Annotated in this window: 9 protein-coding genes and 1 tRNA gene; 4 read left to right on the top strand and 6 right to left on the bottom strand. The window is 45.0% G+C overall.

Annotated features, from left to right (window positions below; translation table 11 throughout):
• Positions 1 to 2 precede the first annotated feature (2 nt).
• Positions 3 to 1,079 (bottom strand): cell division protein ZipA C-terminal FtsZ-binding domain-containing protein, encoded by a 1,077-nt coding sequence (locus ABWP14_RS01445; RefSeq protein ID WP_353201185.1) that lies wholly within the window; start codon positions 1,077 to 1,079, stop codon positions 3 to 5.
• Positions 1,080 to 4,601 (bottom strand): chromosome segregation protein SMC, encoded by a 3,522-nt coding sequence (gene smc / locus ABWP14_RS01440; RefSeq protein ID WP_353201184.1) that lies wholly within the window; start codon positions 4,599 to 4,601, stop codon positions 1,080 to 1,082.
• Positions 4,602 to 4,777: 176 nt separating this feature from the next.
• Between smc and dapD the strand changes: the two genes are divergently transcribed.
• The 3 genes from dapD to prmB are packed head-to-tail and all read left to right on the top strand — an operon-like array spanning position 4,778 to position 7,690.
• Entirely contained in the window at positions 4,778 to 5,605 is an 828-nt protein-coding gene (gene dapD / locus ABWP14_RS01435; protein ID WP_353201183.1) for a 2,3,4,5-tetrahydropyridine-2,6-dicarboxylate N-succinyltransferase, read from the top strand.
• An 18-nt stretch (positions 5,606 to 5,623) separates the two neighbouring features.
• Complete coding sequence (gene dapE, locus ABWP14_RS01430) at positions 5,624 to 6,775, top strand: succinyl-diaminopimelate desuccinylase (RefSeq protein WP_353201182.1); 1,152 nt, start codon at positions 5,624 to 5,626, stop codon at positions 6,773 to 6,775.
• Between the two features lie 18 nt (positions 6,776 to 6,793).
• Positions 6,794 to 7,690, top strand: a complete 897-nt coding sequence (gene prmB / locus ABWP14_RS01425) for a 50S ribosomal protein L3 N(5)-glutamine methyltransferase (RefSeq protein WP_353201181.1) — start codon at positions 6,794 to 6,796, stop codon at positions 7,688 to 7,690.
• A 3-nt stretch (positions 7,691 to 7,693) separates the two neighbouring features.
• Here prmB and radA read toward each other — a convergent pair whose 3' ends face one another.
• From radA to ABWP14_RS01410, 3 genes are read right to left on the bottom strand one after another with little or no spacing between them, the layout of a single operon-like run.
• The gene (radA, locus tag ABWP14_RS01420; RefSeq protein ID WP_353201444.1) at positions 7,694 to 9,058 is read right to left on the bottom strand and encodes a DNA repair protein RadA; all 1,365 of its coding nucleotides are present in this window, start codon (positions 9,056 to 9,058) and stop codon (positions 7,694 to 7,696) included.
• Between the two features lie 32 nt (positions 9,059 to 9,090).
• On the bottom strand, positions 9,091 to 9,600 hold the full coding sequence (locus ABWP14_RS01415) for a hypothetical protein (RefSeq protein ID WP_353201180.1): 510 nt from the start codon (positions 9,598 to 9,600) through the stop codon (positions 9,091 to 9,093).
• Entirely contained in the window at positions 9,597 to 11,441 is a 1,845-nt protein-coding gene (locus ABWP14_RS01410) for a potassium transporter Kup (protein ID WP_502930130.1), read from the bottom strand. Before ABWP14_RS01410 ends, ABWP14_RS01415 begins: the two co-directional genes overlap by 4 nt.
• Positions 11,442 to 11,692: 251 nt before the next feature.
• On the opposite strand from ABWP14_RS01410, the gene ABWP14_RS01405 reads away from it, so the two are divergent.
• Positions 11,693 to 11,769 (top strand) — tRNA-Met (locus tag ABWP14_RS01405).
• A gap of 44 nt (positions 11,770 to 11,813) precedes the next feature.
• On the opposite strand, the gene ABWP14_RS01400 is transcribed toward ABWP14_RS01405, so the two are convergent.
• The gene (locus ABWP14_RS01400; RefSeq protein WP_353201178.1) at positions 11,814 to 14,291 is read right to left on the bottom strand and encodes a DNA internalization-related competence protein ComEC/Rec2; all 2,478 of its coding nucleotides are present in this window, start codon (positions 14,289 to 14,291) and stop codon (positions 11,814 to 11,816) included.

Genomic DNA, 14,291 nt, shown 5'->3' with positions numbered 1-14,291 from the left:
TCCTAACTAAAGAGTCTACTGGCCGTAGAGGAACCTGAGGGAACTCCGCTCTTCTCAAGATTGGCATAAAGCACATCAAGATGTTGACGAATACTAATAACAGCCGCTTCTGACAAGTTAATTCCATTGTCATCTACTAAACGCCCATGGACTACCTTAGCTATTTCGACACCTTCATCAAGCATTCTTTCAAAAGCGCGCTCATCTTGCGCAAGCAAAGGGACATCTAGTAGCAAGGTTAATTGTGTAACCGTTCTGTTCGGATCTAATTCTGAACTGCTAAATATGAGTGCACCATTACTGTAGTAGTCATATTGCCTACCATTACGCGCTAACTTAAATCCTCGTTGACGCATTAGCGCATCAAAATTTCCCCAAGGGCAAGGTTCATCTAATAGGATATTAATGCTGAGTTGAATATCACTGTCAGCAGCCATTCCATCCAACTCTTTTGCACTTTCGAGCATGGTGCTAACGCTGGGCATATCAATTTGAGAACCCAAGGTTTCGGCAAGAGCTTGGGCGCGAGAACAAAAATCAGATAACTCCAGCACACCAATAGGCCCGCGGCGACTTGCCAGTTGAATAGCCAATTGCAACTCAGAATATGTGGCCTCAGGGTTTAACTCTTCCCATGCTTCTGCGGCATCAACATCTGCATTTAGCCCCTCACACATCCAACGTGCGCTAGCTTGAGATCCTAAATCCGTCCAGGTTGACACCTCATCTAAAATTTCTGCACCACTAATGGCCTCATCAAATCGGAGTGTGATAACACAATCAATCCGTGGATCAATTGCAAACTTTTCTGGTTGTAAATTGGATTGATAAAGTCTGTTATCAAATGAGGGTTCAGAACGCTCTTCAGATTCAGCATCAGTAAGACTCTGACCAAAGGTGGGCTCTCGAGGAAACCGATCATCTGATGAGTACTCATCCTGTTCCTGGGCCTTTTTTTGAGCATACGCATTTTTAATATTAAAAATGATGATTAATAACAAAATGAGAACACCAATAACAGCTAAAGCGAATTGCAAATCAGACAAACCCAACATCGTCATGATTTGTTCTAAGTACACTTAGGCGGCCTCCACCATTGAAACCGCAGAGGAGATATCGACTGCAACAATTCGGGATACACCCTGCTCTTGCATCGTCACGCCAATTAATTGATGGGCTATTTCCATAGTGATCTTGTTATGCGAGATAAATACGAACTGTGTCTTATCTGCCATTTTGGCAACCATCTGAGAATAGCGCAAGGTGTTTGCATCATCTAATGGCGCATCTACCTCATCAAGCAAGCAAAAAGGTGCTGGATTCAGGAGGAAAAGTGAAAAGACCAGAGCAATAGCGGTTAAGGCCTTCTCGCCGCCAGACAATAAGTAAATGCTGCTATTCTTTTTGCCAGGAGGCTGAGCCATCACTTGCACGCCAGCATCTAGAATCTCTTCACCAGTCATCACCAACTCTGCATGGCCACCACCAAATAACTCTGGGAAGAGTTTACCAAAATGGCCATTGACCTGATCAAACGTTCCCTGCAATAGATCACGAGTCTCAGCATCAATTTTTGCAATAGCATCTTTCAAGGTTTGCATGGCTTCATTCAAGTCTGCCGACTGCGCATCTAAGAATTGCTTACGCTCACGGGAGCTTGCTAACTCATCTAACGCAGCCATATTGACAGGACCCAAAGATTGGATTTCTGCATTTAAGCGATAAACTTCACTTTGCAGAACACTAATCTTTAGATCAGTACTAAAACCCGCCTCTAAGGCGCTTAAATCTGCTTCAGCGTCAGCCAATAAGGTAGCAAATTGTTCGTAATTTAAACGTGCCGCCTGTTCACGTAACTGCAAATCGACTACCTTGTCACGCATTGGCTGCAAACTGCGCTCCACCTGCATCCGAGCTTCATCAGCTTCGCGCAATTGATGCAATAACGCATCTTGCTCAGTGCGGGCATTAGCTAATGCAGCTTCACGTGCACTCCGCGCCAATAAGAGACCTTGTAACTTTTCTTGAGCCTCTTCATCGCTCAAGGATTGCAGTTCTTGAGTAGCTAAATCATGTTTATCCTGAATTTCCATGATTTGAGTACGAGCAGTGCTTTGATCACGCTGTAAGTCAGTAATCCGCTGCTGTAGCGAACGCGTTGCAAAAGCAGCTTCTTGAGCAGCCATCTCGGCAGCACGCGATGAATCACGTAAGCGATCGCGCTCTTGGGTCGTTAATTCAAGCTTTTCTTGTACAGATGTTAATGCAGTCTGTAAGCCCTGCTTAGAGTCTTCGGACTCAGATAATTCGCTAGCAGATTGCTCCTGGATAGAACTCAACTGTTGCATTTGTTGAAGCAATTCATCCAACTCATTCTGAATTTGAGCAGCACGAATACTGTATTGCTCCTCAGCCTGAGTCAACTGCATTCTTTCAACTTCAAAACCATGGGCTTCTTGAACAGCATGCTCTGCATTTATCCGAGCCTGCTCAGCTGCTTGATGTGCGGCTTGGTAATTGGCAGCACATTGATCCAATTCACCCTGCAATTCACTTTGCATCAGCTGCTGTGCGCGGAGTTGCTTTTCAAGACTCTCCATCTCTTGAGCACGAGCAAGCATGCCCGCTTGCTCAGAATCAGCAGCATAGAGCTGAACACCAACACGACTAACTAAATGACCCTGTTGAGTAACGAATGCACCTCCAGCAGGTAACTTTTCGCGACGATGCAAAGCATCTTCTAAACTTGATGCAATATAAATATTATCCAACCACTCCTGCAAAACAGAAGTTAGATTAGAGGCGCCAGCGCTCTTAACACGGCTTAGCAATGGTGCAAAATCTGCCGGAGTAGATGTATGCGCTGGGGTAATGTCATCTGCCAGCAAAATTGCCAAACGACTTGGTGGCGCATCATTAGCCAAATCAAGGGTTTCTTGCACGCTCTTTGCAGTGACTGCGGCTAAGCGCTCACGCAATACTGACTCAAGCGCAGCTTCCCAGCCGCTCTCTACTTTGAGTTCTTGCCAGAGACGCTTACTTGCTTTAAGGCCCTTGCTTTCTAACCATGAACCAATCTTTCCCTGGGCCTGGACACTAGCTTGGAGAGCGGTTAAGGCTGTTAATTTAGCTTCTGTTTGAGCGACATCATGGTTCGCTGTTTGAACATTCTGTTGAGCAGTATTTCTGGCCTCATCAGCTGCAGGTACACGTTGCTGAGTATCTTGAGCACGTTGCTTGGATTCATCTACTTTGCGCTGCGCCATGGTCTGACGATCAATCGCCGTTTGAAGCGCTTGGGCATCGGGTCGGCGCATACCATCTAACTCACTTGTTAAACGAGCTTCACGCCCCTTCAACTCATCTGACTGAGCAGTCATTGCGCACATGCGCTCACCCAGACTTGCCAAACGTTGCTCAATAGCAGCCAAACTATCACGCGCTGCATTCAAGCCATTGTTAGCATTTTGATGAGCATCATCACGACTTGGCATTTGATCCATTAAGCCAGCCAGCTCAGCTAACAAAGTAGCCTCTTTTTTAGCAGCCAAACTTAAGTCATGTTCGGCCGTACGTTGCGCTTGGGCAGCATCTGTTTCTTGCACCGTCCAACGCTGGAGTTGGGCTTGTAAATCTTGAATTTGTTGTTGCAAGCGTTGACGGGCTTCTTGTACATAGTGAATCTGTGATTCAACCTGACTCACATCGGAGTTGGTTTGATATAAATCACCCTGGGCTTGCGAAACCTTATCTTGCAATGCGTACTGTTGAGTGCGCATGGTCTCTAGCTCTGCCTCGGCGTGACGTAACTTCGCAGTTTGCTCTTCTAGTCCGACCTGAGTATCACGAATACCATTGGCATGACGCTCTTGCTCTTTACCGGCTTCTGTTTGACGTACAAACCACAGCAACTGTTGCTGGGACTTCATCTGCATAGAGAACTCAGCATGGCGCTCAGCGACTGTTGCTTGTTTCTCTAGGCGCGTTAATTGTTGATCTAACTCTCGCAAAATATCTTCAACACGAGTGAGATTCTCTACAGTGTCTTCCAAACGAGAAGCAGTTTCTTTGCGGCGCTCTTTGTATTTAGAAACACCTGCTGCTTCTTCCAAGAACACGCGTAATTCTTCTGGCTTAGATTCTAAAATACGGTTAATAGTTCCCTGACCAATAATGGCGTAACCTCTTGGGCCCATACCAGTTCCCAAGAAAATATCCTGAATATCTTTACGACGAACAACTTGGTTGTTAACGTAGTAACTTGAATTACCGTCACGCGTCAAAACCCGTTTCACACCTAATTCAGTAAATGCGCTCCACTGTCCTTGAGCGCGTCCATCAGAATTATCAAAAAGGAGTTCGACACTGGCGCGACCCGATGGCTTACGTAAACCAGAACCATTAAAAATAACGTCCTGCATGGATTCACCACGAAGTTCACTAGCGCGAGATTCGCCTAAAACCCAACGGACGGCGTCAATGATGTTTGACTTTCCGCAACCATTAGGCCCTACAACGCCAATTAATTGGCCAGGCAATTCAAAATGGGTTGGGTCAACGAAGGACTTAAAGCCGGAAAGTTTGATAGATTTCAGTTGCACGGCATACTTTGCAGGGAAAAAAGGGGTTCAAATAAAAGGTGTAAAAATTTACACCTAAAGTGAGAAGATGATAGCAAGCTTGAAGCAACTTAGACGTGTTTTTGCCCCATCGATATAATGATCAATCTACCTCCAGGGACAAAATCCCTTAACAATCCGATAGTTAACTGAAAAGCATGAGCCAATCACCACAAAACATCATTGAAGAAGCCTGGGAAAATCGTACAAACCTCTCTCCACAAAGCGCCCCTGCGGATGTTCGTAGCGCTGTAAATACGGTATTAGACGGTCTAAATGACGGGAGTATTCGCGTAGCCGAACGCCGTAGCGTTGGGCAATGGGAAGTGAATCAATGGGTTAAGAAGGCTGTTTTGCTCTCATTTCGCCTAGAGGACAATAAACCCATGGCTGCTAGAGGCTATACCCAGTTCTATGACAAGGTTCCGAGCAAATTCGAAAACTACACAGCAGCTGACTTTGCTGCGGGTGGTTTCAGGGTAGTACCTCCTGCGATAGCTCGCCGAGGCTCATTTATTGGAAAAAATGCTGTTTTGATGCCCTCTTACGTCAATATTGGCGCCTATGTAGGCGAGGGTTCCATGGTTGATACCTGGGCTACGGTAGGTTCTTGCGCCCAAATCGGTAAAAATGTTCACCTTTCTGGTGGCGTAGGGATTGGTGGTGTTTTAGAGCCGATCCAGGCTGGGCCAGTCATTATTGAAGATAACTGCTTTATTGGCGCCCGCTCAGAAGTGGTTGAAGGGGTCATCATTGAAGAAAATGCAGTACTTTCCATGGGTGTTTATATCGGCCAAAGCACCAAGATTTATGACCGCGAAACTGGCGAAGTACATTACGGTCGAGTGCCCGCTGGATCAGTAGTTGTTTCAGGCTCTCTTCCATCAGCTTGCGGCAAATACAGCTTATATGCTGCGGTGATCGTCAAGAAAGTAGATGCTCAGACTAGAGCAAAAACTGCCATCAATGAATTACTTCGTGATTAAATTCAATAAAGATTATTTATGAGTGCAGCCCTTGACCTGACCGAAGCTCTGATTGCCTGCCGCTCTGTTACCCCAGTCGATGGCGGCTGCCAAGATCTGATTGCAAAACGATTGCAAGCCATTGGCTTTCATACAGAAAGTGTTGTCAGTGGTCCGGAAGATTTTCAGGTCACTAATCTGTGGGCCATTAAAAAAGGCAAGGCCGGAGATCAAGGCAAAGTTTTGATGTTTGCTGGTCATACCGATGTTGTCCCAACAGGTCCATTAGAAAAGTGGACCAGCGATCCGTTTACACCTTCTATTCGTGATGGCATGCTCTATGGTCGCGGTGCTGCCGATATGAAGACCTCATTAGCAGGCTTCGTGGTTGCTACAGAAGAATTCATCATTCACCATCCTGATCATCAAGGTTCGATTGCTTTTTTAATTACTAGCGATGAAGAAGGTCCCGCACATGACGGCACAGTCATTATGTGTGAGCGCCTCCAAAAGCAAGGTCAACGACTAGACTATTGTGTGATTGGCGAACCTACTTCAGTAGATCAACTTGGCGACATGATCAAGAATGGTCGACGTGGGTCACTCTCAGGCAAATTGAAAATCAATGGGATTCAGGCACATATTGCTTACCCACATTTAGGCAAGAATCCCATTCATCTTGCAGCTCCAGCAATTGCTGCCCTTTCCCAGACTGAATGGGATAAAGGCAATGAATATTTCCAGCCTACGAGCTTTCAAATTTCTAATATTCACGCAGGGACTGGGGCTAACAATATCATCCCTAGCGAGCTCGCAATAGACTTTAACTTCCGTTTTTCTACCGAGAGCAAACCAGAACAACTGCGCGAGCGAGTTGAAAAGATTCTTAAAGACGCTGGACTTGATTTTAAAATTGACTGGCACTTGGGTGGCAGCCCGTTCATTACTAGTGACGGCACTTTAGCAAGCGCCTTGCGCTCAGCCATCAAAGCCGAAACTGGTGTGCTCACCGAATTATCGACTACCGGTGGCACAAGCGATGGTCGCTTTATTTCTAAAGTATGTAAGGAAGTTGTCGAGTTTGGACCCATAAACGCTACCAGCCATAAGATTAATGAATGCGTCATCGTAGATAACGTTGAGCCTCTGAAAAATATTTATCGCAGAACACTAGAGCAATTGGTTTCTTAATTGCATTCTCAATCGATCATGGACCCTGAGCCTTTACAATCTCTCACCCTAAATCAGTGCATTGAAAATATTGCGCAAAAATTAGCAATAGCCAATTTGCATTACGGTCACGGAGCCCTTGACTCGCATAGCGAGGCTCTTTGGATTGCTAGCAAACAACTTGGTTTAAGTCCTAGCGAGGCGCTCGATTGCTTAGACCAAACCATCAACACAGATCAAATTCAAAACGCGATACACATTACCAATGAAAGAATTTCAACCCGTAAGCCCCTCGCTTATATTTTAGGTGAAGCGTGGTTAATGGGGGTTCCTTTTTATTGCAGCGAGCAAAGTATCGTACCCCGCTCTTGGATTGCCGAGCTCATCGTAGAGGGTATGTTGGAGTCTTGGCTGCCAGCAGATGGAAAAGTCTTAGATCTTTGCACTGGTAATGGCTCTCTCGCCATTTTGCTTGCAATGTCCTGTCCAGATATTCACGTGAGTGCTTGCGATATCAGCATGCCGGCCCTCTCTCTAGCAGCACGTAATATTGACCGCCATCGCCTGAATTCACAAATTGAACTGCTCAATGGGGATCTATGGGATGCCCTAGCTGAGCCAAACGATGACAATCTTTTTGATCTCATTATTTGCAATCCACCCTATGTCAATGCTCACTCTATGAGCATACTACCTGCCGAATATCAGGCTGAACCTACTCTTGCATTAGCCGGGGGTGCTGATGGCATGGATTTAATTCGTCGCATCATTGCAGCCGCGCCAGATTATTTATCTGAGAGGGGAGCTTTGTTGCTAGAGATCGGTAATGAATTTAAGAATTTCAAAAAAGTCTTTCCTCAAATTCCGGTGATCTGGATGGAAGTTTCTGCTGGCCAAGAGCAGGTACTCTTAATACAGGCAGAAGACCTACGCTAAGACTTAATTGAGTTCCGCAGCAGCCGTAATCGCCTCATCAATGCGCTCTACGGGAATGACTCTTAATCCTGGAATCTTTGCCTTGGGCATATTGGCCTTTGGAATGATGGCCACCATAAATCCAAGCTTAGCAGCCTCTTTCAAACGCTCTTGTCCGCGTGGGCATGGTCGGATTTCACCAGCCAATCCAACTTCTCCGAATACGATCAACTCCTTTGGCAGGGCACGATTGCGAATCGAAGATTGAATTGCCAGAAGTACTGCTAAATCTGCTGCTGGCTCAGATATTTTTACCCCACCCACTGCATTTAAAAAAACATCCTGATCAAAACAAGCTATACCGGCATGACGATGCAATACTGCTAAGAGCATTGCTAAACGGGCTTGCTCCAAACCAACAGCCAAACGACGTGGATTTGGCACATGAGCTGTATCTACTAATGCCTGAATCTCAACTAATAAGGGGCGGCTACCTTCTTGAGTTACTAACACACAGGCACCAGGAACCATCTGCTCATGTTGCGATAAAAAGATTGCAGAAGGATTGCTGACACCTCGCAAACCCTTTTCTGTCATAGCAAAAACGCCCAACTCATTAACGGCACCAAAACGATTTTTAATAGAGCGCACTAAACGAAATGAAGAGTGGGTATCCCCCTCAAAATAAAGGACAGTATCCACAATATGCTCTAAGACTCGCGGGCCAGCTAAATGGCCATCTTTAGTAACATGACCCACCATCAAGATACAGATACCACTCGATTTTGCTGCCCTTGTCAGTTGAGCTGCGCATTCTCTGACCTGCGCTACAGAACCTGGTGCTGAACTCAATACTTCAGAATACAAAGTCTGAATCGAGTCGACCACTAAGACTTGCGGTTTTACGGTATGCATAATGGACAACAATTTCTCTAGCTGAATTTCAGCTAAGACTTCTAATTGAGGCGCCTCTAATGCAATGCGCCTTGCACGTAAGGCTATCTGAGCCGCAGACTCTTCGCCACTGCTATAAAGAACATTCATTCCAGCAGAGCTCATTTGAGCTAAGGCTTGTAAAAGTAATGTAGATTTACCAATTCCGGGATCGCCGCCCAAGAGCACAACCCCGCCTGGAACTAGACCGCCACCTAAGACGCGATCAAATTCTTCAACACCAGTACTAAATCTAGGCAAATCTTCCGCAGTAATGGCGGATAGTTTTTGTCTTGGTAATGATTGTGCCAAGCCTTGAAACCGAGAGTTGGAACTTTGCTCTGGTAAGCCCTCCTCCATCGTGTTCCATGCTTCACAGGAAGGGCACTGTCCTTGCCATTTGGCAGAAGTACCGCCACAGGATTGACAAATGTAGATTGTTTTAACTTTAGCCAAGAAATTACCTAATGAATATGCACTCAACTGAATTAGTCGAGTTGGGTTCCTGCTCTATTTTCTTGTGCCCGCTTAGGGGCATCCTTACGACGTTGCTCTAAATCAGCGGCTCTTGCAGCGGCAGCTTTTTGCTTCTCTTCAAATTCTCTTTGATTCGCAGCTCGCTCGGCCTCTTTTTCAGCTGAAGCACGTTCAGCTGCTCGCTTAATATCTTCCTGATTCTTTAAGCTCTCACGGAGCTTGCGCTGAGTGTTACGCACTTGTACTTCCTGCGCCCTAATGGGATCTAATTCTGCTCGATACTCTGCTCTAGCATTACCTATACAGTATTCAACCCAAAAATTTAAATAGCACTGTGAAGAAGCTTGCTTCCATCTGAACTCAGTCCACTCTCGCTGAAGCTCCAGCTCTTGTTCTATTTTCACTAACTGCTCTAGCTCAGCCTCCTCCGCAGGAGTAGCAAATACCAATCCACTCAATGAGCAAACCGTCAAAAATATTCCAAAAAATACTTTAGGGCGAAAAGACAGCTGTTTTCTCAAATTTCCACCTTAGCACCAAGTTCAACCAAACGATTAGCTGGAATATTAAAGAAGTCAGACTGCCGGCCTGCGTTTTGATACATCCAACAAAACAAGCGTTCACGCCACAAAGCCATACCTGGAGTTGGAGACGGGACGATCGTATCGCGGGACAAGAAGAAAGAGGTATTCATCATGTCGAAGTGCATCTTGAAATGATGCTCAATCAGATGAATGATGGAAGCCATGTCTGGAGTTTCTTTAAAACCATAAATCGCCCTAACTACGAAGATATTGCCACCCAAATCTTTGAGAGTAATGCGCTCGTCATCGTTGACATATGGCACATCCCAAATGCTCACTTTTAAGAAAAAGACTCTTTCATGAAGAACGTGATTATGTTTAAGGTTATGCAGGAAAGATACTGGCAAATAGTCGACATGAGCAGTTAAAAAGACAGCCGTTCCCTCAGCGCGATGTGGTGGGTGCGCCAATAATCCCTCAATAAAGCTACCGAGCTCAATACCCCCTTCGATAGCTCTTTTACGTAAAATCTGACGTCCGCGATACCAGGTAATTAGACAAGTAAAGCAAATCAAGCCAAGAGCTAATGGATACCAGCCACCATGTTCAATCTTAATCAGGTTAGCGCTCCAGAAAGCCAAATCAACAATGAAGAAAGTGGCTGTAATTAAAGTCACCAAAACAACATTCATCTTCCATTCTTTAAGCATGACTACTGCAAGCAAAATGGTAGTGATTAACATAGTGGATGTTACTGAAATACCATAAGCTGCTGCTAAATTAACCGATTCCCTAAATTCAACGATGGTGACCACCACCATAAACAGTAAGGCCCAATTCACGATAGGAATATAGATCTGACCTTGTTCAGAGTCTGAGGTAAACAAAATCTTCATACGGGGCATAAAACCCAAGAGGATTGCTTGGCTCACTAAGGAATAAGTACCTGAGATCACGGCTTGAGATGCAATAACAGTAGCAGCTGTTGCCAAACCAACAGTAGGCCATAGCGCCCAATCGGGAACCATCAGATAAAAAGGATTTTTAATGGCTTCTGGATTTGAAAGTAGCAAAGCGCCTTGGCCAAGATAGTTAATGAGCAAACTTGGCAGCACTATTAAAAGCCAAGCATAGCGAACTGGATTACGACCAAAATGTCCCATATCTAAGTAAAGCGCCTCTACTCCAGTAACTACCAACACTACCGCCCCCATGACGATGTAAGCAGTTGTGGGATGTTGCGAAATAAAAGTGATGGCATACCAGGGATTAAAGGCCGATATGATCTGAGGTGCATCACCAATATTCCAGATTCCCAATGCAGCGAGCGTTAAGAACCATACAAGGGTAATGGGGCCAAATAAATTGCCAACGGCAGCAGTGCCATATTTTTGAATCGCAAATAGGGCCACCAGGATCCCTAGTGAAATAGGAATAATGTATTTGCTTAATCCGGGCGCAGCAATATTAATTCCCTCAACCGCCGATAAAACTGAAATTGCAGGTGTGATGACTGACTCGCCAATGAGCATGCAAGCCCCCAGCATTCCAATAATCATAAAAAAGTAATGGCTTTTTGATTTGTTATCAAATGAGCGTAGCGCTAATGCCATCAGTGAGAGCACTCCGCCCTCCCCCTTATTGTCAGCGCGCATCACAAACAATACATATTTAACGGTCACAACTAAGATCAATGCCCAGATCATCATTGAGATCACACCAAAAAGTGCTTCGGGCGTATAGGCAATACCATGCTTTGAATCAAAGCATTCTTTTAGCGCATAAAGAGGGCTTGTTCCAATGTCGCCAAAGACCACGCCAATGGCGGCCAACATCATTACCCCAAGACTTTTTTTATGCTCTCTACCAGATCCATGAACCTCAACAGGCTTTAAAAGGGTGGAGCTTGAAAACTCAGGATTGCTAATGGACATCTCAGAACCTTAAGGGGTTATTGCGTGGCAATATGTTACTCCTTAAAAGTACTCTTTAAAGATCTGAAAATCCTAAAAAGCGCCCCTATTTACACTTCTTTTCAAGGTTTACCTCGACAAGACCCCTCAAAAAATGGTAGAATCGATGGCTCAGACGCGGGGTGGAGCAGTCTGGCAGCTCGTCGGGCTCATAACCCGAAGGTCGTAGGTTCAAATCCTGCCCCCGCAACCAGTATTACAGCTCTAAGCCCTTATTTAATAAGGGCTTTTTGCTTTTTAGGGTAAAACTTTCTCTCTATGCCATAGGCGGCGACTGTGATCCCTCCAAAATATCTGAAGCGCCCCCTCATCTTGTCCAAACTTCCAAAACTGAGTCCCCGTTTTAGGGGTTTGTAAAAAAGGAATTTTTAAGGATTGATAACGATCTACAACTGTTGGATGAGGATGACCATAGCGGTTGCGATAAGCATTCTGGGCATATGCATGATCTGGCGTGAGTCTTTTTAATAAAGGTTCAGAAGAAGATGTTTTGCTGCCATGGTGAGGCGCCATAAAAATTAGCTCTCTATTACCAATCTGCCCAAGCATAGTCTGCGTCAGACGATCTACGATTTCTGCTTCTCCTTGTTTTTCCACGTCACCCGTTAACCAAAATGAAGTGGTTTTATTCCGTACCTCTAGTACACAACTCATTTCATTGGGTTTTCTGGAGTACTTCCTCTCAAAAAGAGAGTGCTCATGTGGGTGCCAGATATAAAACTCAACCTCATCCCAGATCCAATATTGCCCATAACGACATGGAATGCTGGGGACTCTCTTAGTCTGAAGATTTTCTAGCAAAGGGTTAGTGCTTGGAAGAGAGCCCATCATCGAGGAAAATTCGATATGCTTTAAAAGTGTATTTGCTCCCCCAACATGATCGCTATCACTATGACTAATCACCATCAGATCAATCTGATTAATGCCCCTACCTTGCAAATAGGGTAATAGGATTCTCTGCCCAGCATCATTCTTCTTACCCTGAATGGGGCCAGTGTCATACAGTAATTTTTTTGAGGCTGTCTCTATTAATACGGCTGTACCTTGCCCAATATCAAATACCGTTGCATGAAATCCTCCTGGAGAGATGGATGCGTTATCAAACTGAATAAATAGAGGAAAAAGTAAGCAAAGCGCAGCACTCCTTGAGCGCCAATTTTCAGATAGGCTTCCAGGTTTAATGGCATACACAATTCCGATGCCAGAAAGAACTAATGCCCACCAGCTAGGCTCTTGATGCCAAATCACTGACCATTTCCAATTTGCCATCCAGTGCAGCAGTTGCGCTAGATATTCCATTGAGAGATGTGCGCCAAGTAAGAGCCAGCGCCCAATAAAATCTGGCAATAGTGCTCCAGCAATTGCTAACGGTGTGACGATATAACTCACCAGTGGGATAGCTAAAGCATTTGCTAATGGTGAAACTATTGATACTTGATAAAACCAAAACAAAGTGAAAGGTAATAATGCAAGCGTCACTACTGCCTGAACGCGACATGCCTCATGTAAAGCTTTAACTGCCCTATCGGTCCAATGTACTTCGAATTCTTTTCCAGTGGGAATACCCAGTAAGCCTGATGAATTTCCCATCGCATACAAAATGGCAGCTACTGCACCAAAAGATAACCAAAATCCAGGTGTATAAGGCGCCATTGGATCAACTAATAAGACAATGAATAGTGCCCACCACCAAATATCAAATGATCTAGGATTCCTGCCTGTCCATAAGGCAAAGCTCACTACCCCAACCATAAACATCGTTCTTTGAGCTGGTATCTGGAATCCAGCTAACCAAGCATAAATAAAAGCTGTCAAAAATCCAGCTATTGCTGCAACCTTACTGACTGGTATCAATAAAGGGAAATGATGACGGCGCCAAATAAAACTAGCTAGCAATGCTCCAACTCCAGCAAGCATCGTGACATGTAGGCCAGATATAGAGATAAGATGGCCAATACCTGTAGCGTTAAATACTCGCCAATCCTCCTGATCAATCGCATTCTGATCACCCATCACTAAAGCAATGATGACCCCAACATAACGAGCATCGCTAGGAAGTAAGTTTTGAATTTTTTTACGCAAATGCCAGCGCGCTAATTCCATTCGTAGTTCAAAATCCATCAGTCTAATATCTTGCGCCTGCAATAACAGCCCACTTCTCACTGAGCCACTAGCTCCAAAATTTTGATGAAAAGACCAGCGTTCAAAATCAAAGGTATAGGGATTAAGGGTCCCGTATGGCTGCTTGAGCTTAGTCCTTAAACGCCACCGCTGACCTGGAATCATCTCTGGAATATTCTGGGGATCTCTCCAAGCTGGTTGCCAACTGAGATAAATTTTCTCGGGGAATTGATCAATGATCTGTTGACCCTTCATCACTTTATCTACTGCAAAAGCAAACTTTGCTCCATCTACACCACCCTGAGGGAGTGCAGCTACTCGCCCCTCTATGCTTAACTCATGACCTTCCAAGTCGCTTACAAGAATATTGCTAAGACGATCTTCTGCATAATGTGCATTCCATGCAAAACCAACAGTAAAAGCAATGACCACAACTGCAACTTGGCGCACTTTTTGAGAACAAGATGATGTCAACGCAATTCCAAGACACAAGATTGCCAAGGCCGAGCTAATTAGCAGCCAATATTGGGGTACGCGAGGCAAAAAGAAAAGGAGGGATCCCCCGGCAATGAATGCCGTAATCGCTAGGCGCAC

Origin of the sequence: Polynucleobacter sp. (assembly GCF_040400325.1) — a bacterium.
Lineage (GTDB): Bacteria > Pseudomonadota > Gammaproteobacteria > Burkholderiales > Burkholderiaceae > Polynucleobacter.
The sequence above is the reverse complement of the archived record's forward strand: the minus strand, read 5'-3'. Positions and strand labels throughout refer to the sequence as shown.

What these genes read in the sequence shown, in the direction of transcription:
- prmB (WP_353201181.1), top strand. Translation starts at nt 6,794, where the DNA reads ATGGACCCTGAGCCTTTACAATCTCTCACCCTAAATCAGTGCATTGAA.
- dapD (WP_353201183.1), top strand. Translation starts at nt 4,778, where the DNA reads ATGAGCCAATCACCACAAAACATCATTGAAGAAGCCTGGGAAAATCGT.
- dapE (WP_353201182.1), top strand. Translation starts at nt 5,624, where the DNA reads ATGAGTGCAGCCCTTGACCTGACCGAAGCTCTGATTGCCTGCCGCTCT.
- ABWP14_RS01410 (WP_502930130.1), bottom strand. Translation starts at nt 11,441, where the DNA reads ATGATGTTGGCCGCCATTGGCGTGGTCTTTGGCGACATTGGAACAAGC.